The following is a 22,635-nucleotide window of genomic DNA, read 5'->3' as shown; positions in this document are numbered from 1 at the left end:
AAAGAATACCTCTGAAAAACTAGTTTTCAAAGGACTGGCTTCGTCGGCCTACGGCCTCCTCTGCCAGTCCTTTGAAACATAAATTTAAACCTAGACACAGTTTAATGAACTATCCCCTTTAAAGTGATTCAAAATACTGCTTAGAGCGGAGCAACCGTGATCCATACCAAGAAAACAACTCTCCATCAACTAGCTTGATTTTAGTATTTGGCAAAAGCTCCTCAAACTCCTCCAGGTGTTTTGCTTTAAATGGAAATGGCTCTGAGCTCAAAAGCAAATAATCTGGATTCAATTGTTTAAGTTCTTCTCTGGAAATTTCAGGATATCGGTTTTCTTTAGTAAGATTTTCAAAGCCAGCCCAAAACAACATTTCATTAATAAAAGTCCTGGATCCGGCAGCCATTATAGGATTATTCCAGATCAAATAAACTGCACTTCCCTTCCTTATTGGCTTTTCTAAAAAATCTGATTGAATTCGGTCTGTAATCGATTTTGTCTTTTCTTCAACTTTGAAGATCTCTCCCAACCGAAGAATCATGCCCAAACTATCCGCCAAAGTATAGATATCACTCATCCATACCGGATACTTTTTCATGAGAATTTCAATTCCCTCCTGATCATTCTCTTCTTTATTACCAATAATCAGATAGGGATCCAATTCGTCAATCAAATCAAAACGGTAATTTTTTGTCCCGCCAATGATCGTCTTTCCCTTTCGAAGCCCTTTTGGATGAACACAAAACTTAGTCACACCAACTATCCGATCTTCCAAACCCAAATCAACCAATAATTCTGTTTGGGATGGAACCAATGAAATAATTCGCTTTGGAATCGAAGGAATAAAAATGGAGCGGTTGAGCTGATCAAGAAAGTTCATATCTAAATTCAACTTTGCTCAGACCATAGCCAAATACATATTTGCTATGGTCTGAAGCTTGTTGACTTATTTTATATATCTAAAATCAAAGCTTGGATCAAATTCCAAAATAAATTCCACCATTAAATTGATTACTTGCTCGATATCGGATTTGCTTGCTGTTTCAACTGTAGTATGCATGTACTTTAAAGGCAAAGAAATCAAGGCAGAAGGAACTCCTCCGTTAGAATAAGCAAAAGCATCCGTATCTGTACCAGTGCTTCTGGAAGCTGCAGACCGTTGGAAAGGAATACTGTTTTTCTTAGCTGTAGCAATGATCATATCCAATAACTTTTTGTGAACTGACGCTCCATAAGTTAAAACCGGTCCATTGCCGGCGGTCTGGTCTCCGCTTGCGATTTTGCTATACATGGGAGCAGTGGTATCATGACACACATCTGTGATGATCGCCACATTAGGCTTGATGTTCGCTGCAATCATCTCTGCGCCTCTAAGGCCGATCTCCTCTTGAACAGCATTGACGACATAAAGTCCAAATGGTAATTCCTTACCAGATTCTTTGATTTTTCGAGCTACTTCAGCGATCATATAGCCTCCAATTCGATTGTCGAGTGCTCGGCCTGAATAGAATTTTCCGTTCAATTCAGTCAGCTCATCTTGAAAAGTAATCACACAACCTACGTGAATTCCCATTTCCTCTACTTCAGCTTTACTTCGTGCTCCGACATCAAGGAAGATATTATCCAAAGTTGGAGCATCTTCTTTTCCATCTTTTCTGACGTGAATAGCCGGCCAGCCAAATACTCCCGGAAGTATGCCTTTATCAGTATGGATATTTACACGCATAGATGGAGCGATCATATGATCTGATCCTCCATTACGGCGGACGTAGATATACCCATCATCTTTGATATAGTTTACAAACCAGCTAATTTCATCTGCATGGGCTTCAATGACAAACTTGAACTTTGCATCGGGATTGATCACCCCAACAGCTGTTCCATAATTATCAGTGAAATAGCTATCTACAAATGGTTTGAGATAATCCAGCCAAATCTGCTGACCAGATGCTTCAAAACCTGTTGGAGAGGCATTATTTAGATACTTATATAAAAAGGTATTCGATTCCATTTTGGATTTGAAAATTTAAAATTGATTAGTGAATTAATTAAAGCGGAATATTCCCATGCTTTTTTCTAGGGATTTGATCCACCTTATTTTCGAGCATTTTAAATGCTTTTATAAGTTTCATTCTTGTTTCAGATGGTAGGATCACCTCATCGATAAACCCTCGATGTGCTGCTCGATATGGATTCGCAAACTTCTCAGTGTACTCATCTACTTTTTCTTGAAGCTTTGCTTCTGGGTCTGCTGCCTCAGCGATTTCCTTTTTGAAAATAATTTCCGCAGCTCCTTTTGCTCCCATCACTGCGATTTCTGCTGTCGGCCAAGCAAAGTTTAAATCTGCCCCAATATGTTTTGAATTCATTACATCATAAGCCCCACCGTAGGCTTTTCGGGTAATCACCGTGATTCTTGGAACAGTGGCCTCAGAGAAGGCATAAAGTAATTTCGCTCCATTCGTAATGATGCCATTCCATTCCTGATCAGTTCCAGGCAAAAATCCCGGGACATCTACTAACACGAGTAGTGGAACATTAAAACTATCACAAGTTCTTACAAACCGAGCCGCTTTGGTTGAAGCATGATTATCTAAAACTCCTGCCATCGATTGAGGCTGATTTCCAACGACACCTATACTACGACCTGCAATTCTGGCAAATCCGACTACAATATTATCTGCATAATTTTCATGAACCTCCAAAAAGGAATCCTTATCAACAATACCTTTTACAGCATCTCGGATGTCATAAGGATGATTTGGGTTCTCAGGAATCAAAGTGTCTAACTCTTTCCGATTTTCATCTCCTTGAATTTCATAGGAATATTTAGGGGCGATTTCCTCACAATTTTGAGGAAGGTAGCTGAGTGTTTGCTTGATATGCTGGATGCAGGCTAATTCATTTGCGCAAGCAAAATGGGTCACCCCGCTCTTGGTACTGTGAGCAGAAGCTCCTCCTAATTCTTCGGCTGTGACATTTTCCTGGGTTACAGTCTTCACCACATTGGGACCAGTCACAAACATATAGGAAGTATTCTCTACCATAAATATGAAATCCGTGATGGCTGGAGAGTAAACCGCGCCTCCTGCACAAGGACCCATAATCGCAGAAATCTGCGGGATGACTCCTGAGGCTCTGGTATTTCGATAAAAGATATCCGCATAACCTCCAAGCGAATTCACTCCTTCTTGGATTCGTGCTCCACCTGAATCATTTAATCCAATCACCGGTGCCCCATTTTTCATGGCCATATCCATGATTTTACAGATTTTCTCTGCGTGTGTCTCTGAAAGCGAACCTCCAAACACGGTAAAGTCTTGTGAAAAGACATACACTAAACGACCGTTAACCTCGCCGTAACCAGTCACCACCCCATCTCCAAGGTAGTGCTCCTTATCCAAACCAAAATCTTTGGTTCGATGCATCACAAACTTATCAATCTCCTGAAAAGTCCCCTCATCAAGTAACAAATCCACTCGCTCACGGGCGGTAAGTTTGCCTTTTTTATGTTGAGAGTCGATACGTGATTGCCCGCCACCAAGAAGCGCTTCTTTATTTTTCCTTGTTAAAATCTCTAATTTCTGCTGATTGGGAGTCAAAGTCGAATTGGGTTTATGCTGTTCAGTCATAGAAAAGTTTTTTGTCAGGTTCAAATATAACAGCCTTTGGACAGGGAGAAAATAAATCCGTACAAGTGGTTTGGCTATTTACTTGAAGCTTGAGTGGGAATTCGGTGAAATTCAGGTTTTGCTATTTTTCACATTTTATTAATTCATTGAAATTCAATAAACTTTCTATATTCGCCCATCCAAAATTTGGGCAATAATTATGAGTACGCGAAAGGCAGCGGTGATTGACATGGGAACCAATACATTTCATTTGTTATTGGTAGAGATCAATGGAGTAAATTTCAAGACGATTTACAAAGAAAAAATACCCGTTAAAATAGGGCAAGGAGGAATTAATCAGGATTTCCTGGCAGCCGAAGCGCTCAAAAGAGCGATGCATACACTCCGACATTTTAAAAATCTAATTGACGGAGAAGGTATCACCCACATTTTTGCTTTTGCCACCAGTGCGGTTAGAAATGCTAAAAATGGTCCTGAATTCGTAGAAAAAGTAAAATCAGAAATCGGTATTGAGATCAATGTGATTTCTGGAGAGCAGGAAGCTCAATTGATCTATGAAGGAATCAAGCTTTCCGGATCTCTGAATGGCCAAATCGAATTGATGATGGATATCGGGGGCGGATCAGTCGAGTTTATCATTGGAACTTCTCAAGAGGTATTTTATAAGGAAAGCTTTGAAATAGGAGGACAGCGATTGATGGATTTATTTCATCATCATGACCCGATTCTTCCTGAAGAAATAGAAAAATTAAAATCTTACCTAGCCGAAAAACTCCAACCGCTGATCAAAGCTATCCAAACCTATCATCCCACAGGATTGGTGGGTGCATCAGGCACATTTGATACGTTGACTGACATGTATTTTGAGTCTATGCTACAATGTAAATTGACTGGACAACATGTGTTTGAATTGCCTATTGAAGAATTCAAAAAAATCTATCATGACCTTACTGTGAAGACAAGAGAAGAGCGGCTTGCTATTCCTGGAATGATTCTAATGCGAGCAGATATGATTGTGGTAGCTTCGAGTCTGATTGATTTTATTTTACAATTTATTCCAATACGCTCTATTACCTGCTCTCATTATGCACTTAAGGAAGGGGCTATTTCCAGACTTTTGATCGAAGAATAAAGCATCAGAATTCCTCTTTTTCAAAAAATTCATTTCCTTATCTTTGGCCAAAATCTAATCATTTTGGCCTTTTCTTTTAACCATGAATTATTCCTACGAACAACTCTACGAATTTACTTTCCAGATGCTTTGCAAAATCGGTTGCCCAGAAAATCAGGCAAAGACCGCGACTGAAGTTTTGCTTTCAGCGGACCTGAGAGGAGTAGATTCACATGGGGTGGCAAGATTATCCGGCTATGTTCGTCTTTGGGAAAAAGGAAGAATTAATGCCACCCCAAATATCCGGGTAGTTCATGAAACACCTTCTACAGCCGTGGTTGATGGAGATGGTGGATTGGGTCTTGTGGTAGCTCCATTTGCGATGCAAGTGGCCATCGAAAAAGCAAAGATCGCCGGAACTGGATGGGTCTCTGTAAAACATTCCAATCACTATGGAATCGCTGGCTATCATGCGATGATGGCTTTGGAGCATGATATGATTGGAATCTCTTTGACGAATGCAAGCCCATTGGTAGCACCAACATTTTCCCAAGAAAGATTGCTAGGAACAAATCCGATTGCCGTGGCAATTCCAGCTAAGGATCAACCTCCTTTTGTAGCCGATATGGCAACAACCACTGCGGCGAACGGGAAGTTGGAAATCCTGCAGCGCAAGGGAATGGATACCCCTACAGGATGGGTACAGGATAAAATCGGAAACCCAACAACCTCGGCAAATGGCGTAAAAGATGGAGGAGCTTTACTACCGCTCGGTGGGGATCGCGAACATGGCTCTCATAAAGGCTATGCCCTAGGCTCGATCGTAGATATCTTTTCGGCAGTACTTTCCGGGGCAAATTATGGCCCATGGGTTCCGCCATTTGTGGCTTTTCTAGAACCAGATCCAAATCCAGTAGGAGAAGGAATTGGTCACTTTTTTGGAGCGATGCGAGTAGATGCGTTTCGGCCAGCAGATGAGTTTAAAGCTCATATGGATAATTGGATCGGCAGATTCCGATCCGCAAAACCTACACCTGGAAATGAAAAAGTATTAATCCCAGGCGACCCTGAGCGGGAATTGGAGTCTATAAGAATGAAAGATGGCATCCCTTTACTAGATCCTGTTGTAAAAGATTTGACAGAGTTAGGAGAAAAGTTTGGGGTGAGGTTTTAATAATGAGGAAAGGAAAATCAACTAACTTCGAAGAGAACAAATCTTTTTTGTTCTTTGAACAACATGTCCCTAAAACAAAAAATAATATTCTCTCTGATTGGATATTCTTTGGATTGGTAATCTTTTCGTTAATAGCTACTGTTTATGGAATAACCCTCTATAGGAATACCGTTATAAGTCCGATTATTCTTTTTGGTATTGTATCCATAGGCTTTATTTTAATTTTTCTTGGCTTTTGGATTTTTTTAGGCAAAAAATTATCCTTGATTTCGATACTTTTCTCAGGACTAGTTATAGGAGGTGGGATCTCCTATACTTCATTTCTTTTTGTAAACAAGAGTTTTCCGACTACTCCTGTTAAATCCTTCACTTATTCAATTCAAAACACCGGCGAACTCGCAAAAGGACGATACGGTAGGTGTAATTCCCCTTATGTGGTTATTTCTATCCATGGCATTAAAAAACAGCTTGTATTCCCTTGCGACGAAAGAAATGAAAGTCAAAATGCAAAAAAAGTTGTTTTGGATATATATGAAGGTTTCTTAGGGTTCCCTTTTATATCAAGGAAGGAATTGAAATAAAAAGACTCCAATTGAGAAAGTGCTATTTTAAATAAACTTCTTTATTTATTTTGGAGCATGCCTCTTTCTCAACTCTCTGCCCGTACCTCTTTCGAGAACAATCCAAAACTTGCAAAGCAATCTCATTTGCTTCAAAGTTTACTGAAAGCCATTTCTGAAAAACAGATTCCCGAGGAGCAAGCCTCAAGTATTAACGAGATCATTTCTGGGATCAATAATTTTTCTGGCCCAGACCCGGAATTGCTCAAAGTGATGAAAGCAGGTCAGGCGGCAATCCTAAAACTCTTGGAAAAAGAACTTAAAATCGTTCCGCAAAACCATTACCAAACACTTTGGATGGTATTAGGCATGTCTGCATTTGGCTTACCTCTAGGGGTCGCTTTTGGAGCAGCATTAGGTAATATGGCCTTTTTAGCGATCGGGTTACCTATCGGGATGTCAATAGGAATTGCCTTAGGGAATGGAATGGATACCAAAGCCAAAAACGAAGGCCGACAATTGGAATGGAAAGCAAGTTGAATTCCATAAGTCCAATACTACCGTTTATCCTTTCAGATTTGCCCAGTCCACTCATTTTTGTAAATTAAGTCCATTAAACAACTCAACCCAAAAACCTATGAATCACTTAAATAGACGCGATTTCCTCAAAGGATCTTCAGCTTTGACAGCTTTGGCAAGCTTTGGCTTGCTTGGAATGGATTTCAAAGACCGTGAAGGACCAATTCAAGTGGCTTTGATCGGAACTGGCTGGTACGGAAAATCGGATCTTTTTCGCCTAATCCAAGTCGCAGATGTGGAAGTAGTGGGGTTGTGTGATCCAGATCGAAATATTCTAGAAGCAGCTGGAAAGTTAGTTTCTGAGCGTCAGAAATCAGGAAAAGTCCCTCCGCTTTTTGAAGATTATAAAAAACTCCTTTCAGAAACGAAGCCTGAATATGTATTAATTGGTTCGCCTGATCACTGGCATGCCTTAATGGCTATTGATGCACTGAAATCAGGAGCACATGTTTACTTGCAAAAGCCAATTTCAGTAGATGTCATCGAAGGAGAAGCCATTATTGCAGCTGCCCGAAAGTATAATAAAAAAGTACAAGTGGGTACGCAACGAAAGAGCACACCTCACCTGATCACTGCAAAAAAAGAAGTCATTGACAAAGGGCTTTTAGGCAAAATCTCACATGCTGAAATCTGTTGTTATTTCCACATGCGAGCCAATGGGAATCCTCCCGTGGAGCCAGTTCCTTCATTTTTTAATTATGACCTTTGGACTGGCCCTGCTCCTTTGAGACCTTATGATGGTCTTCCGCATATCAGATGGTGGAGAACTTTCATCGAATATGGCAATGGAATTACAGGAGACATGTGCGTACACATGTTGGATACCGTGCGTTGGATGCTAAAGCTTGGTTGGCCAACCCAAATCACCTCTACGGGAGGAATCTATGTTCAGAAAGAAGGAAAATCCAACATTTCCGATACACAGACTGCAATCTTTGAATACCCAGAATTGAACGTGGTTTGGCAACATCGTACTTGGGGCAATCCGGTAGATAAAGATTACCCTTGGGCCTTTAAGATTTTTGGAGAGCATGGGTATTTGGCGGGTAGCACGATGCAAGCCGATTTCATTCCTTATGGTGATGATAAACAGCCAATTCATTTTGATTTGGTTTTAGAGGAAGAGCAGTTTCCAGAGGATGTAACGGAAGAACGAATCGAGCTTAATGCTGCTCCAGCAACTCGCCTTCATATGAAAGATTGGTTGAGCTCCATCGAGAAGGACACGCTACCGATCGCTGATATCCAAGAAGGTCATATTTCAACAGCCTCTTGTATTTTGGCAAATATCTCCATGGATCTTGGTGGTCGAGCATTGAAGTATGATCAGAAAACCATGACAGTAATTGGAGATCAGGAAGCTACTGCAAAACTTCGAAGACCTTATAGAAAGGGCTATACGCATCCAGAACCCAAAAATGTTTGATCAAAATTTTGAAATCAAAAGTGAGAAGGCTGAAAAAAGTCAAGTTTCAGACTTCTCACTTTAGCTTTCTGATTTCAAAATCGTTTTCCAAAGAATCAGTCCATTTGCAGGTGCCGGCGGAATTTGCTCCCAATCTGAATTGGCATTTTCCAGTCGCTTAGAAATATCAGCTGGCTTCCAGTTTCCATTTGAAACTTCCCAAAGTGCAGTCACCATCTTTCGAACTTGGTGATGGAGAAAACCAGTACCGGTAACTTCAAAGTAATGAATTCCCTTTGGAAAAAAAGTCCCCAGAAATTCATTTGAAGCATAAATACCCGCAGAAAGCACTTCTCTGGTATAATCAGTTTTATTTTCGGAGGCTTTGCAAAAAGCCTTAAAATTGTAACTCCCCTCAAAAAGCTGGGCGGCTTCTTGCATTAGCTCAAGGTTTAGCGGACTTGAGATTTTAACTAGAAACGCTGAGGCAAAAGGGTGAAGATTCGCTTCACTGGAGAAATAATAGCGATAGGTTTTTTGACTAACTGCCTGAATCAAATTAAAAGTCGGGGGTACTTCCTCCACGCTATTCAGACGAATGTCATCGGGCAAGTGACTATTCAATTCAGAAAGCAACTTATCCATTTCTGCCTTTTCTCTTAAGAAAAGCTGGACAAATCCTCCCAAACAAGAAACTCCAGAATCGGTTCGACTAGCTCCTATCAAAGAAAAATCCTCATGACCAAGCACATGTCTAATGACTCGTTCGAGTCGCTTTTGAACCGTCGGTTGGTTCGGCTGTGGAGCCCAGCCTTTGTAGCGAGCTCCAAAATAACTGATTGAAAAAAGGTAAGAAAAGGGGCGGGATTGCATATTCAAATTTAAGTCAGCCTTTGCAAAGGTAAGGTCGCAGCGAAAAGAAATTATTTTTTCAAGACCGGCTGAGTCCAAGACAATTCCATATCCCCAATTTGATAAGGATTTTCTTTTAGTTTCGACGAGATGATTTTGGCACGAACATACATATCATCCTCCTCCAAGGTATAGGATGAACTTAGCCCCTGCTCCTCTTTCAATAAAACACCACTTAAAGTTCGGTTTGATTTTTTTGTTCCAAAAAACTGAATTTTATAAGTAATGCCTTCCTCAGGCTCCACTTCAATGGACAATGATTCACCATCAAAATCAATAGCGGCTAAAGTAACTCCAGTTGTGGAGTAAAAATCTCCTCTTTCCATGGCCTTAATTAAAGAACTTGGGCTTAAATCTTCTGCCAAAACCATTACCCAACCGCGGCCAGGATTACTGCTCACTTGATCGAATACGTGATAATTGTGCGCATCATCAACCGCTAATCCATAGAGCAGTGGCTTGCCATCGGTCAAATAAGCTACCTGAACTTTATCCCAAAGCACTTCCATACTTGGTCGCAGCGAATCCCCATAATTATTTACCATAGGGTGCCCGTTGTACACTTCAAAAAATCGCTCTCCATCCAAGGCCATGATATCTTCAGGAGTGATCGCCCAAATAAAGTTGGGATGATTGATGTGCAAAAACATGGGTACGCCGGTTGAGTCTCGCTGAGCTTTGACCCGATCTAAACCATTTTGCAATATTTCCGGAACAGAGTTTCCTCCCTCTGCAGGTATTAATTTCTGAATGTTCGTCACGTTCATGTGAAGTGGTTTCTTTTCAAAATTCTCTGTCAATTCCTGTGATTGAATAATTAGAAACTCTCCCTGCTCTTCAAACATAGGAGCGTACTCCGCTAAGGTTTTCAGCTTTACTTCTATCCTTCCTGCAGAGTCTTCTCGGTAGATTACCTGATCCCCATACTTCTCAAAATACTTTTGAAAGCCCATTTCGTGGGAAGGTGATTTGGGAATCAATTTCCACTTCTCACCCTCAGCAAGCGTATTGTGATCGGATAAAACCACAAAATCATAGTCATGGGATTTATACCAATCCATAATCATCTCAGGATAATCGTCACCATCAGACCAATAGGAATGCGTATGGAGATTGCCTTTGTACCATTGTTTGGTGGGTTCTACTTTCTTTTTCTCTGAATTACATGAAATAAAGGCAGAGGATAGAAGGAATAAAATAATGAGAGAAGTTTTCATAATCAGCTCAAGTGAAGATTCATTCAGGGTAAATAATGCTTGTATTTCACACAATATCAAAAAGATACTACTAATCACTTTAAAATAACGCATAAAAAAACCACCTCATTCCTAAGGTGGTCTTATAGTTTATAACTTGGAAATCTACTCTAGAATCTTCTTCGCAAGCCAATCTCCAACTTCGGAAGTCTTGTAAGCTTTGGCTCCGTCTGCAATATCTTCGGTGACGATTCCTTCATCCAAAGACAGATTTACTACATCAGAAATCAATTGAGCTTCAGCTTTAAGATCAAAAGCATAATCAAACATCATCGCGGCAGAAAGTATTGTCGCCAATGGATTTGCAATATCTTTTCCCGCAGCCTGTGGGTAAGAACCATGAATAGGCTCAAATAATTTGACAGCAGATCCGAGCGATGCAGAAGGCATTAAGCCCATCGAACCTGAAATCACAGAAGCCTCATCCGTCAAAATATCCCCAAAAAGATTTTCTGTGATCAAGACATCATAAGCCTTTGGCCACAGGATTAGTCTCATGGCTACGGCATCGACAAATTCATACTCGACTTTGACATCTGGGTAATCAGGAGCAAGTTCTTGCACGGTCTCTCTCCAAAGCCTAGAAGTTGCTAGTACGTTTGCCTTATCTACGCAGGTCAATAATTTTCGCCGCTTTTGCGCAGCTTCAAAACCCATTCGCGCCAATCTAGTGATCTCTTCTTTGGTATAAACATTCGTATCAAAAGCTTTTGTGCCTTGCTCATTTCTTCCTCTCGGCTCACCGAAATAAATCCCTCCAGTAAGCTCTCTAAAGAATACAAAATCCACTCCCTCCACGCGATCCAATTTCAAAGGTGATTTATGAATTAAAGAAGGAAACGTAAAGGTGGGACGCACATTAGCGAATAATCCCAACTTCTGACGCATGCGAAGAAGCCCTTGCTCTGGTCTTACTTTGGCCTTAGGATCATTGTCATATTTGGGATCACCGATCGCTCCAAAAAGAATAGCATCTGAAGATGCAGCGATTTCATGAGTGCTATCTGGATAAGGATCTCCTGTGGCATCAATTGCCGCAGCGCCTACGACTGCTTCCCGAAACGTGATTTTGTGACCAAATTTTTGGCCAATCGCATTCACTACTTTTACTGCTTGAGCTATAACTTCTGGGCCGATGCCATCACCTGGCAATAGCGCGATATTCATTTCCATAAAGTTTGGATTCTTCTGAGTTGGTAGGTTGATTAAAATTTTCGAAGATGTTAAGCATTTTTTCTGTGGCCATCATCGCTGCCACAGTTTGATCGGGATCGAGCCCTTTCGTTTTAAATATTTTTCCAAAATCCCAAGTGATTACAGTTTCCACAAAAGCGTCCGTCTTCCCTCCTGGAGGAATAGAAACGTGGTAATCGATCAACTTTGGAAGTTGCTTCTTTCTTGATTTATAGATCTTTTTCACTGCTTTCATGAAGGAATCATACTGTCCATCACCAGTTGCAGAGGCGTCATAAGATTCCCCATGAATATTCAAACGAAGTTGAACCGAAGGTTTCAATCCTTTTGAATGGGTCATATGATACCCTTCAATGCTGATTTCTTTGGTAATTGAGTTGTTTTGTAGGACATCCGAAATAATGTAAGGTAAATCCTCCGTAGTCACTCGCTCTTTCTTGTCCCCGAGTTCTATGATTCGCTGCGTGACCTTAGTAAGTTCTTCCTTTTCTAAAGAGATACCCAGCTCCTCCAGATTCTTCAGGATATTTGCTTTCCCGGAAGTCTTTCCCAAGGCATATTTGCGCTGCCTACCAAATCGCTCTGGCATCAGGTCATTGAAATAAAGATTCTTTTTATTGTCACCATCTGCATGGATTCCAGCAGTCTGCGTAAAGACGTTCTCCCCGACCACTGGCTTATTCGCCGGGATATGTTGTCCTGAAAATTGCTCTACAAGTTTGGAAACCCGATAAACTTTCTGCTCCTGCGCATTAATCTTAAAGTCGGTAAAGTCTTTGATAACCGCGATGACAGATTCTAAAGGAGCGTTGCCTGCTCGTTCGCCAAGTCCATTGATAGTGGTATGAATTCCAGCTGCTCCATGCAAAATCGCTTCCATGACATTTGCAACAGCTAGATCATAATCGTTGTGCGCGTGGAAATCAAAGTGGACTCCTGGATACTTTGTGGTGATCTCAGTAAAATAACTTTTAGTCTCTTCTGGCGAAAGTAAACCCAAAGTATCAGGAAGCATGATTCGCTTCACAGATAACTTGCTCAAGAAATCGATGAGATCTAAAGTATAAACTGGGGAATTCCGCATCCCATTTGACCAATCTTCCAGGTAAACATTTACTGAAATACCTTTAGATTCGGCGTAGGCTATGCATGCCTCAATTTCCTCGAAATGTTGTTCCTGTGTTTTTTTAAGCTGATGGGTCAGGTGATTCAAGGAACCTTTCGTTAAGAGATTCATCACTTTAGCTCCAGCTGAAACCAACCAGTCTACAGAGGCTGGAGTGTCCACAAAACCGAGAACTTCTACTCGATCTAGATAGCCTTTTTCCTCAGCCCATTTTGTAATTTTTTGCACACCTGCAAGTTCCCCGTCAGAGACTCGAGCAGAGGCCACCTCGATTCGATCTACTTTAAGCTCTTCGAGCAGAAGTTTGGCTATTTGCAGTTTTTCTGAAGGCAAAAAGGCTACCCCTGAAGTCTGTTCTCCATCCCTCAGTGTGGTATCCATAATTTCTATTTTCCGATCGCCCTTCATTTCTATACTGATTCCTTATTTGGTTGCAGATCGCAACTTATTTTTTACTTGCCTCAAAAGCATCAATCTCAGCTGACATATTCAACAAGTAATCGATATCATCGAAGCCATGCTTCATGTTTTCTTTTTTGTATTCATTGATATCAAAGGATTCCGATTCACCAGTTGACATCAAACTAATTTTCTGAGCTGGAAGATCAATTTCGATTTCAGTTTCAGGATTAGCAGTAATTGCAGAAAGCAATTTATCGGCAAATTCAGCAGACACCGTCACCGGAAGTACGCCGATATTCAGGCAGTTATTTTTGAAAATATCTGCGAAAAAACTAGAGACCACCGCTCGGAACCCATAATCATACAAAGCCCAAACAGCATGCTCACGGCTGGATCCTGAACCAAAGTTCTTTCCTGCCACTAAAATTTTTCCAGAGTAAGTAGGATCATTTAGTACAAAATCCTTCTTAGGATTTCCTTCTACATCATAGCGCCAATCTCGAAACAGATTGTCACCAAAACCAACTCGCTCAGTTGCTTTCAGGAATCTCGCAGGAATAATCTGATCGGTATCCACATTTTCAGTGGGCAATGGAACTGCAGTGCTTTTAAGGACTGTAAATTTATCGTAAGCCATTTTTCTAGGTTGTAAGGTTGAAAAGTTGGAAAGTGACAAGGTTCTGTGATTTGACTTCCTCGTATTTCGTACTTCCAGCTTCGTATTTTAATTATCGAATACTTCTCTTGGATCGCAGATTCTGCCGGTAATTGCGACTGCTGCTACTGTCAAAGGTGAGGCGAGCATCGTGCGTGCACCTGGACCTTGGCGGCCTTCAAAATTTCGATTGGAAGTAGAAACTGCATATTTTCCAGAAGGAATTTTATCATCATTCATTGCTAGGCAAGCTGAACAACCTGGCTGTCTTAATTCGAATCCAGCTTCTTCCAAGATTTTCACTAAGCCTTCTTCGTGAGCCATTTTCTCCACTTCGCGAGATCCTGGTACAATCCAAGCAGTGATATTATCCGCTTTCTGATGACCTTTTACAAATTGAGCAACAGAGCGAATGTCTTCAATTCGTCCATTAGTACAAGATCCTACAAAGACATAATCTACTAGTTTCCCTTTGATAGGCTCACCCGCCTCAAAACCCATATAGGCTAATGATTTCAGGTAAGAGGTTTTATTACTTCCCTCCATGCCTTCAGTAGTAGGGATAGTACCTTTTACTTTGATCCCCATTCCAGGATTTGTACCGTAAGTGATCATCGGTTCGATATCCGCTGCATCGAAGTGGTATTCTTTATCAAATACAGCATCTTCGTCTGTTTTCAAAGTTTTCCAGTGTGCTACCGCTTTATCCCAATCTTCCCCTTTTGGCGAATATCTTTTGCCTTTGAGGTAATTAAAAGTAGTCTCATCAGGAGCAATCAAACCTCCACGAGCTCCCATTTCAATGGACATGTTGCAAATAGTCATTCGGGCTTCCATAGAAAGACTATGAATGGCCGAACCTGCATATTCCACAAAATAGCCGGTAGCTCCCGCGGCAGTGATTTTCGCGATGATGTACAAAATAATATCTTTTGAAGTCACGCCTTTTCCAAGCTCACCATCGACCGTAATTCTCATTTTCTTGGCCTTAGATTGCATAATACATTGCGTTGCCAAAACCATTTCAACTTCTGAAGTACCTATTCCAAAAGCAATAGCGCCAAATGCACCATGTGTAGAAGTATGACTATCGCCGCAGACGATAGTCATTCCTGGCTGAGTTATCCCCAATTCCGGACCAATCACATGGACAATGCCATGATGAGCGGAACCCAAATCATGAAGTTCAATCCCATATTTGGAGCAATTGTCCCGAAGCTTTTGTACCTGCATTCTGGAGAGTTGATCCTTGATCGTCTGATCCTGGTTGATGGTTGGCACATTGTGATCGGGAGTAGCAATAGTCCGATCCGGGTATTTTACACCGATTCCTCGGCTTTCCAGATTTAGAAATGCTACAGGTGATGTTACTTCATGGATAAAATGTTTATCAATGAAAAACACATCTGGACCAGCTGGCACGGATTTGACTACGTGAGCATCCCAGATTTTATCAAATAAGGTTGTCTTTTCCATAATTAAGCAGTCGCATAGTCTTTGACTGGAATTTTATTAAGTGCATCAACAAAGGCCTGAGCGGAAGCCAGGACAATGTCAGAATTAGAGGCGAAACCAAAGTAAGGCTTGTCTCCTTTGATTAATTTCATGTGAACTTTGGCCACATCATCACTTCCGTGGGTAATCGCCTGAATCAAAAATTCCTCAAGTTCTACATGCGGTTTAGCCAATTTTTCGATCGCTTTTAATACTGCATCAACAGGACCATTTCCATGAGCCGAAGCCTCTTGTGATTCTTCTCCAATTTTCAGTTTAACTTTTGCTTGGATCGTACCATTTGAAGAATACGACACGTTTTCGAGTTCAATGAAATTAGAATCAGTCACATATTTACCGACTAATCCCATCAGATCTTTTCTTCCAATGTCTCGCTTACTATCAGCCAAAATCAAGAAAGCTTCATAGACTTCTCGTAATTCATCACCCTCTAATTCCACACCCAAAGCATCCAAATGATGCTTCAAAGCAGCTCGACCAGATCGGGCAGTCAATACGATAGTCGACTCAGCCACTCCTACATCTTTTGGATCGATGATTTCATAATTTTCCCGATGCTTGAGGACCCCATCTTGGTGAATACCTGAAGAGTGCGCAAAAGCATTTCTTCCCACAATTGCCTTGTTAGGCTGAACGGGCATATTCATCAGTTTGGAGACTAAACGGCTGGTATTGTAGATTCTAGGAGTGACAATATCCGTATGGACGTCAATCGATTTATGGCATTTGATAGCCATTACCACTTCTTCCATTGAAGTATTACCAGCTCGTTCGCCGATCCCGTTGATGGTTACCTCTACTTGACGAGCGCCATGCTGTACTCCTGACACTGTATTGGCAGTTGCCATACCCAAGTCATTATGGCAATGGGTGGCAATGATAGCTTTGTCAATATTTGGAACGTTATTCTTCAAACTTGCAATGATGGCTCCATACTGCTCAGGAAGGCAATATCCTGTGGTGTCGGGAATATTTACCACAGTAGCACCAGCCTTGATCACCTCTTCAATGATCTTATTTAAGAAGTCTGATTCGGCTCGGCCAGCATCTTCAGCATAGAATTCTACATCGTCTACAAACCTTCTGGCAAACTTTACAGCAGCAACGCCTCGAGCGATAATATCATCCGGTGTAGAGCGAAGTTTGAATTGAATATGGTATGGAGAAACACCGATTCCAGTATGAATTCTACCTCTTTTGGCAAACTTCAAGGATTGGGCTGCCACTTCGATATCTTTCTCTACGGCTCTTGAAAGGGCACAGATAATCGGATTTGAAACAGCCTTTGAAATCTCTAACACTGAATTGAAATCTCCCGGGCTGGAAATTGGGAATCCTGCCTCGATGATGTCTACTCCTAATTCTTCCAAGGCTTTCGCCACAATGATCTTCTCCTGGGTGTTCAACTGACACCCAGGTACTTGCTCCCCATCTCGGAGGGTAGTATCAAATATCCAAAGCTTCTCACTCATCTTTTCTGGATTTAGGTTTAATTATTCTCTGGTCTCAACTGACGCACAACTGCTCCAGCTTGCCACATTTCTGATTCTCTCAATTCTTTCAATTCTGCTTCCAACTTTTCTCTATAATCAGCCTTAGAGTTCGAATCGATTGATTTTTGGGCCTCTTTTCCTGATTTTACAGACTCATAAAGCGCTTCAAAAACTGGCTTAGAAGCATCTCGGAATGGCTTCCACCAATCCAAAGCTCCTCTCTGTGCAGTTGTAGAGCAATTAGCATACATCCAGTCCATTCCGTTTTCCGCCACGAGTGGCATCAAAGACTGTGTTAATTCTTCAACGGTCTCATTGAAAGCTTCTGAAGGCGTATGTCCATTTGCACGGAGCACTTCATATTGCGCTGCAAAAATTCCCTGAATAGCCCCCATCAAAGTCCCTCTTTCTCCCGTCAAATCTGAAGTCACTTCTCTGTAAAAATCAGTTTCAAACAAATAGCCTGATCCCACTCCAATACCCAAAGCAATCACTCGATCTTTCGCTCTGCCTGTACCATCCTGAAAAATGGCATAGGATGAGTTCAAGCCTCGGCCTTCTACAAACATTCTGCGAAGTGAAGTACCTGAACCTTTTGGAGCAACTAAAATCACGTCCACATCTGGAGGAGGAATAATACCAGTCTTATCCTTATATGTAATTCCAAATCCATGAGAAAAATAAAGTGCTTTTCCTGGTGTCAGGTGTTTTTTCACCATTGGCCAAGCGGCTATTTGACCTGCGTCAGAAAGTAAGAATTGAAGAATTGTACCACGCTCGCAAGCCTCTTCCAATTCAAAAAGTGTTTCGCCAGGAACCCAACCATCTGCTACTGCTTTATCCCAAGTCTTGGAGCCTTTACGCTGACCTACGATCACATTGAAGCCATTGTCTTTCAGGTTAAGAGCCTGACCAGGTCCTTGAACTCCATAACCCAAAACTGCGATTACTTCATCCTTGAGGACTTCTCTAGCTTTCTCCAAAGGAAATTCATCTCTGGTTACTACGTTTTCTTCTACTGAGCCGAATTTTAATTTCATTTGTTTATTGATTTAATAGGTTCTATTCGTTCCTGTTTTTGGTATTATTCAATTTTATTTTTTCTAATTCTTAGACTTATTTACTTCACAAAACTGTCAATGGTAAGCATACGCTTAGCCACTGCCACTCTTCCGGACCGGGCAAATTCTAATAGCCCGTACTCTTTTAGAATTTCCAGTAATTCCTGAGTTTGCTCCTTATGGCCCGTCAATTCCAAAACAACAAATTCAGGTTCTGCCGCTATGATCTTGGCATTGTGTTGACGGATGATTTTCTCCAAACCCCCATCTAATTTGGAAACAGGGATTTTGTATAGAGCAATTTCTTGATATACCACACTTTCATCCTCGTGATGAAAAGCTTTGATGACATCAATTATCTTCTCAATCTGATTGACAAGTTGAATCACTGTATCTTCTGTGGCAGTTACCTCAATAGTGATCCTATGGATCCCAGGAAGTCTGCTTTCTGATGCTGTCAACGCATCAATATTGATCCCTCTACGGGTAAATATGATGGTGATCCGGTTAAGGATTCCGATAAAATTCTCGGTAATTACGAATATGGTATATCGCTTCATAGGCTTGAATTAGCTAAGTCTGACTTCTTCCACCGAGCAACCGGTAGCAATCATTGGGAAAACGTTGTCTTCTTTTTCTACTACCACTTCAAGGAAAAAAGGTCCGTCATGGATCAGCATATCCTCAATTGCCTCTTGCAAATCACCTCTATCGGTGACCTTTTGAGCCTTTATACTGTAGGCTTCTGCGATTTTGATAAAATCCGGATTATCCAGTTCAGTGAAAGAATAGCGCTTGTCAAAAAACATTTGCTGCCATTGCCTCACCATCCCCAAGAAGTTATTGTTTAATAGTACAATCTTCACTGGAGCTTTTGTCTGCATGATTGTGCCAAGTTCCTGGATAGTCATTTGGATCCCACCATCTCCTACTACACAAATCACTTGTCTGGAATAATCATGAAGTTGTGCACCAAGCGCAGCCGGTAAAGCAAAGCCCATGGTCCCCAATCCACCTGATGTGACCTGAGTCCTTGTTTTCTTGTAATTAAAATATCGCCAAGCGATCATCTGATGCTGCCCTACATCTGTCACAAGCACGGCATCATCTGCTTTATATTGATTGATATTATGGATAACCTCCCCCATCGTCAAGCCTACCTTACTTGGCTTCAGGTCATTGTTGATTACTGCAGCATTCTCTTCCTGCTCTAATTCTCGGAATTTAGCCATCCATTCCGGATGAGATTTTTGAGTGACTGCCTCTGTCAACAGCGCTAAACTTTCTTTAGAATTGCCGATAACAGCAACTTCACATTTGACGATTTTATTGATTTCAGAAGGATCAAGTTCGAGGTGAATAACTTTTGCTTGCTTTGCATATCGCTTCAAATCTCCAGTCACTCGATCATCAAAACGCATCCCTACAGCGATTAAAACGTCACATTGATTGGTAAGAAGATTCGGAGCATAGTTACCATGCATCCCCAATTTGCCTACATAATTTGGATGATCTTGGGATAAAGCTCCAGAGCCCAATAAAGTCGAAGCAGCAGGAATGCCACTCTTTTCCAAGAATGATTTCAACTCATCTTCCGCTTTTCCAAGTATTACTCCTTGTCCAAAAAGCAGATAGGGTCTTTTGGCCATATTAATTAAAAATGCTGCCTTTTGGATAGCACTTTTTTCCACTGGAATCTGAGTTTTATAAGAACGGAAACCTTCGCATCTAACGTAATTAAACTCACCAAAATCTACCTGAGCATTTTTTGTAATATCTATTAAAACAGGACCGGGCCTTCCTGATTTAGCGATGTAAAAACCCTTTGCAATAGCAGGAGCAATATCTTCGACTCTTCTAACCTGAATATTCCATTTGGTGCCTGGCATGGAAATACCAACAACGTCAGTTTCCTGGAATGCATCCGTTCCCAGCAAGTGGGCAGCCACTTGACCAGTTATACAGACTAAAGGTGTACTATCGATCTGAGCATCCGCTAATCCAGTGATAAGATTGGTAGCTCCAGGTCCCGAGGTCGCTATGCAAACTCCGACTTTTCCCGATACACGAGCATACCCTTGAGCAGCATGAATAGCTCCTTGTTCATGTCTTGTAAGAACATGTCTCAACTGATCATGATAATCATACAAGGCATCGTACACGGGCATGATTGCTCCTCCAGGATAGCCGAAGATCAAATCCGCCTGCTCTTCAATTAGTGCTCTTACTACAATATCTGCTCCTCTGATTTTAGATTCTTTCATCTGTTTATGATTAGATTTTCAAAGGCCATCCCGGTAGCTATCATGAGGAATCTCGTATTTTTTGTAATCTTCCCTTCTTGTGTCATTTTCTTAGTGCTCGATTTCATAGCTTAGAATTTATCTGTCACACATCCCTCTGAAGCGGTAGCTACTAGTTTGTTGTATTTTTTTAGCGTTCCCTGAAGTCCAGGAATCTCCTTTTGTTTCCAAGTCTTTTTTCGCTCGGCAAAAGTATCAGCAGAAACATTCAGGGAAATCTCCATCGAATCTGCATCAATCGTGATTTGGTCTCCATTTTCAAGCAAACCTATAGGTCCCCCCGTCCAAGCTTCGGGAGTGACATGGCCCACCACAAATCCGTGAGTTCCTCCAGAAAACCTTCCATCAGTAATCAGTGCGACTGAGGAACCAAGTCCAGCTCCAATAATCATCGAAGTAGGCTTGAGCATTTCTGGCATTCCGGGACCTCCTTTAGGGCCTACATTTCGGATCACAACTACATCCCCAGCTTTTACTTGATGATCTCGAATAGCATCATTTGCCTCTTGCTCAGAATCAAAAACAATTGCTGGCCCAGTAAATACTTTTCCTTCTTTTCCGGTAATTTTTGCAACGGCACCATCTGGCGCGAGATTTCCCGATAGGATACAAAGGTGGCCTTCTGGCTTAATCGGGGTTTCCACTGGATGGATCACGTTGACCATCGATGCTACAATCGGGTCAATATTCTCTAGATTCTCGGCTAGCGTTTTTCCAGTGACAGTCAAACAATCACCGTGTAAAAATCCCTTTTCTAGGAAATACTTCATGAATGCTGGTAACCCTCCTTGCTCATGAAGATCCTCCATTAAAAATTTCCCTGAAGGCTTAAAGTCTGCAATCATCGGCGTCTTCGCATTGATTGCCTTAAAATCCTGAAGTGTAAAATCTATTCCTGCCGTTTGGGCAATAGCCAATAAATGGAGCACTGCATTGGTACTTCCACCAAGAGCAATCACAACTCGTACAGCATTTTCAATACTTTTTCTAGTAATAATATCGCTTGGTTTGATATCTCGCTCCAGAAGAATCCGCATGTATTTATTTACCTGACGACATTCTTCGAGTTTTTCAGGAGAATTAGCAGGGTAAGATGCGGAATAGGGAAGCGACATCCCCATCGCTTCGATTGCAGAAGACATGGTATTTGCTGTATACATTCCTCCACAAGCACCCGCTCCTGGACAAGCATTTCGGATCACTCCATCGTAATCTTCATCAGAGATTGTTCCATTGATTCGTTTTCCAAACGCTTCAAACGCCGAAACGATATTCAATTTCTCTCCTTTATAATTCCCAGAGGCAATAGTCCCGCCATACACCAATATAGAAGGACGATCGATTCGGAGCATGCCCATGATTGCTCCAGGCATATTCTTATCACATCCTGCAAGGGCAATACAGGCGTCAAAGGAGTGACCAAGAATAAATGACTCAATAGAGTCTGCAATAATATCTCTTGAGACAAGCGAATAACGCATGCCCATTGTACCCATAGAAATTCCATCAGAAATTCCAATGGTATTAAAAACTAAACCGGTCAAATCGTGATCCTGGGAGGAATTCTTGATCAAACCGGCAAAGTCATTGAGGTGCATGTTGCAGGGATTACTTTCATATCCGCAACTGGCTATCCCTACAAAGGGCTGCTTCATTTTTTTATCACTCAAGCCTGTGGCATATAGCATAGCTTTGCCTGCTGGATGCTCGTCGTTGTCACTTATTTCCCAACTGTACTTTTTCAGATTCATAGGATAGGGTAAAAAAAAATGCCTCAGTTGAATGAGGCACTTTAGATTTTTATTCGATTGATATAAATAGTCTAGTGCCTCACATTAAGATCCAATGAGAATAATAAAGCTTAGCAAGAAGACCACTCGGTACATATAACTGTCTAGGTTTGATAGATTACGATAATAAATCACTTCCCAAAATTAAAACCGTTTGAGCAGACTTACAATATTTAATTTTACATTTTCAATATTTAATTGCTAAAACATAGAGGTATAATTATTTTTTTCAAAATTATCATCTGTATTTACAGGTAAACACCCCTGTATTTCAGATTATGATTTGTTCAATATTTCATTTCTCAAAATATTGTATTGATTTTTTGGTTTTTCAATATTTATGAAAAAAAATTATGTATATCCGCAAAGATGCCAGTAGCCAAATAAGTTAGAAGTGACAGCCAGTGACAATCGCTTTCTTGCGATCTTAACGGGTACTAAATTAGGTCAAAATAAACGGTTTTGACCAT

Annotated in this window: 19 protein-coding genes; 5 read left to right on the top strand and 14 right to left on the bottom strand. The window is 41.2% G+C overall.

The window, feature by feature from the left end:
- Positions 1-118: 118 nt before the first annotated feature.
- From P8O16_RS09535 to P8O16_RS09525, 3 genes are all read right to left on the bottom strand, one after another.
- Positions 119-877, bottom strand: coding sequence for an ABC transporter substrate-binding protein (locus P8O16_RS09535; RefSeq protein ID WP_300313802.1), 759 nt, complete (start codon positions 875-877; stop codon positions 119-121).
- A 66-nt stretch (positions 878-943) separates the two neighbouring features.
- Positions 944-2,008, bottom strand: a complete 1,065-nt coding sequence (locus P8O16_RS09530; protein WP_300313799.1) for a M42 family metallopeptidase — start codon at positions 2,006-2,008, stop codon at positions 944-946.
- 37 nt (positions 2,009-2,045) lie between these two features.
- Positions 2,046-3,629 carry an acyl-CoA carboxylase subunit beta gene (locus P8O16_RS09525; protein WP_300313797.1) on the bottom strand — a complete coding sequence of 528 codons (1,584 nt, stop codon included), beginning with the start codon at positions 3,627-3,629 and terminating at the stop codon, positions 2,046-2,048.
- A gap of 199 nt (positions 3,630-3,828) precedes the next feature.
- Between P8O16_RS09525 and P8O16_RS09520 the strand changes: the two genes are divergently transcribed.
- The 5 genes from P8O16_RS09520 (at position 3,829) to P8O16_RS09500 (ending at position 8,479) form a co-directional block, all read left to right on the top strand.
- Positions 3,829-4,761, top strand: a complete 933-nt coding sequence (locus tag P8O16_RS09520) for an exopolyphosphatase (protein ID WP_300313794.1) — start codon at positions 3,829-3,831, stop codon at positions 4,759-4,761.
- A gap of 82 nt (positions 4,762-4,843) precedes the next feature.
- Positions 4,844-5,914 carry an Ldh family oxidoreductase gene (locus P8O16_RS09515; RefSeq protein ID WP_300313791.1) on the top strand — a complete coding sequence of 357 codons (1,071 nt, stop codon included), beginning with the start codon at positions 4,844-4,846 and terminating at the stop codon, positions 5,912-5,914.
- A 263-nt stretch (positions 5,915-6,177) separates the two neighbouring features.
- On the top strand, positions 6,178-6,495 hold the full coding sequence (locus P8O16_RS09510) for a hypothetical protein (protein ID WP_300313788.1): 318 nt from the start codon (positions 6,178-6,180) through the stop codon (positions 6,493-6,495).
- Positions 6,496-6,552: 57 nt separating this feature from the next.
- The gene (locus P8O16_RS09505) at positions 6,553-7,014 is read left to right on the top strand and encodes a hypothetical protein (protein WP_300313786.1); all 462 of its coding nucleotides are present in this window, start codon (positions 6,553-6,555) and stop codon (positions 7,012-7,014) included.
- Positions 7,015-7,111: 97 nt separating this feature from the next.
- The gene (locus P8O16_RS09500) at positions 7,112-8,479 is read left to right on the top strand and encodes a Gfo/Idh/MocA family oxidoreductase (RefSeq protein WP_300313783.1); all 1,368 of its coding nucleotides are present in this window, start codon (positions 7,112-7,114) and stop codon (positions 8,477-8,479) included.
- Positions 8,480-8,539: 60 nt separating this feature from the next.
- Here P8O16_RS09500 and truA read toward each other — a convergent pair whose 3' ends face one another.
- The 11 genes from truA to ilvD all read right to left on the bottom strand — a co-directional run bounded on the left by truA (position 8,540) and on the right by ilvD (position 22,126).
- Positions 8,540-9,331 carry a tRNA pseudouridine(38-40) synthase TruA gene (gene truA / locus P8O16_RS09495; protein WP_300313780.1) on the bottom strand — a complete coding sequence of 264 codons (792 nt, stop codon included), beginning with the start codon at positions 9,329-9,331 and terminating at the stop codon, positions 8,540-8,542.
- A 50-nt stretch (positions 9,332-9,381) separates the two neighbouring features.
- Positions 9,382-10,587 (bottom strand): histidinol-phosphatase, encoded by a 1,206-nt coding sequence (locus P8O16_RS09490; protein WP_300313777.1) that lies wholly within the window; start codon positions 10,585-10,587, stop codon positions 9,382-9,384.
- A gap of 144 nt (positions 10,588-10,731) precedes the next feature.
- Positions 10,732-11,799, bottom strand: coding sequence for a 3-isopropylmalate dehydrogenase (leuB, locus tag P8O16_RS09485; RefSeq protein ID WP_300313774.1), 1,068 nt, complete (start codon positions 11,797-11,799; stop codon positions 10,732-10,734).
- Positions 11,768-13,354 (bottom strand): alpha-isopropylmalate synthase regulatory domain-containing protein, encoded by a 1,587-nt coding sequence (locus tag P8O16_RS09480; RefSeq protein WP_300313771.1) that lies wholly within the window; start codon positions 13,352-13,354, stop codon positions 11,768-11,770. Before P8O16_RS09480 ends, leuB begins: the two co-directional genes overlap by 32 nt.
- 37 nt (positions 13,355-13,391) lie before the next feature.
- Complete coding sequence (gene leuD / locus P8O16_RS09475) at positions 13,392-13,985, bottom strand: 3-isopropylmalate dehydratase small subunit (RefSeq protein ID WP_300313767.1); 594 nt, start codon at positions 13,983-13,985, stop codon at positions 13,392-13,394.
- Between the two features lie 87 nt (positions 13,986-14,072).
- Positions 14,073-15,479 carry a 3-isopropylmalate dehydratase large subunit gene (gene leuC / locus P8O16_RS09470; protein ID WP_300313764.1) on the bottom strand — a complete coding sequence of 469 codons (1,407 nt, stop codon included), beginning with the start codon at positions 15,477-15,479 and terminating at the stop codon, positions 14,073-14,075.
- Between the two features lie 2 nt (positions 15,480-15,481).
- Entirely contained in the window at positions 15,482-16,990 is a 1,509-nt protein-coding gene (locus P8O16_RS09465; protein WP_300313761.1) for a 2-isopropylmalate synthase, read from the bottom strand.
- A gap of 17 nt (positions 16,991-17,007) precedes the next feature.
- Positions 17,008-18,051: a ketol-acid reductoisomerase gene (ilvC, locus tag P8O16_RS09460; RefSeq protein WP_300313758.1), complete on the bottom strand. Its 1,044-nt coding sequence runs from the start codon at positions 18,049-18,051 to the stop codon at positions 17,008-17,010.
- An 80-nt stretch (positions 18,052-18,131) separates the two neighbouring features.
- Positions 18,132-18,632, bottom strand: a complete 501-nt coding sequence (ilvN, locus tag P8O16_RS09455; protein WP_300313755.1) for an acetolactate synthase small subunit — start codon at positions 18,630-18,632, stop codon at positions 18,132-18,134.
- A 9-nt stretch (positions 18,633-18,641) separates the two neighbouring features.
- The gene (gene ilvB / locus P8O16_RS09450; protein ID WP_300313752.1) at positions 18,642-20,336 is read right to left on the bottom strand and encodes a biosynthetic-type acetolactate synthase large subunit; all 1,695 of its coding nucleotides are present in this window, start codon (positions 20,334-20,336) and stop codon (positions 18,642-18,644) included.
- 110 nt (positions 20,337-20,446) lie between these two features.
- Positions 20,447-22,126, bottom strand: coding sequence for a dihydroxy-acid dehydratase (ilvD, locus tag P8O16_RS09445; protein WP_300313749.1), 1,680 nt, complete (start codon positions 22,124-22,126; stop codon positions 20,447-20,449).
- Between the last annotated feature and the right edge of the window lie 509 nt (positions 22,127-22,635).

It is taken from the genome of Algoriphagus sp. (genome assembly GCF_029254265.1).
In the GTDB taxonomy this organism is placed as follows: Bacteria; Bacteroidota; Bacteroidia; order Cytophagales; family Cyclobacteriaceae; genus Algoriphagus.
The sequence above is the reverse complement of the archived record's forward strand: the minus strand, read 5'-3'. Positions and strand labels throughout refer to the sequence as shown.